Annotated in this window: 1 protein-coding gene; it reads right to left on the reverse strand. The window is 53.6% G+C overall.

Features of this window, described 5'->3' with window-relative positions:
• The coding region (locus ACTHUT_RS21845; RefSeq protein ID WP_440419914.1) for a UvrD-helicase domain-containing protein at window positions 1–472 on the reverse strand (472 nt) is incomplete at both ends.

Below are 472 nucleotides of genomic sequence, written 5' to 3' on the forward strand. Positions count from 1 at the left end.
TCTGCGGATAGTCTTCCTGCATTTTGCGCAGGTTTTCCATGTTCGCGCCGCGCCAAGCGTAGATGGACTGGTCGTCGTCGCCGACGGCGGTAAACATGCCTTCCGCGCCGGTCAAGAGTTTCATCAGCGTAAATTGGCAGGTATTGGTGTCCTGACATTCGTCAACCAACAGATAGCGCAGCCGCCGCTGCCATTTGTTGCGCACTTCGCTGTTTTGCTGCAACAGCACGGCGGGCAGGCGGATTAAGTCGTCGAAGTCCACCGCCTGATAGCTTTGCAGGGTTTCCTGATAACTCGCATAGACGCGCGCTGTTTGTTGTTCCCACACATTAGCGGCCGTCTGAACTACCTCTTCAGGCGTTTTTAAATCGTTTTTCCAAAGGGAAATTTGATGCTGCGTTTTGAATATGGCTTCTTTGCCCGTACCGCCCAAGAGCTCGCCGATGATTTTGGCGCTGTCGGTGGAATCAAG

It is taken from the genome of Neisseria sp. P0022.S010 (assembly GCF_051956635.1).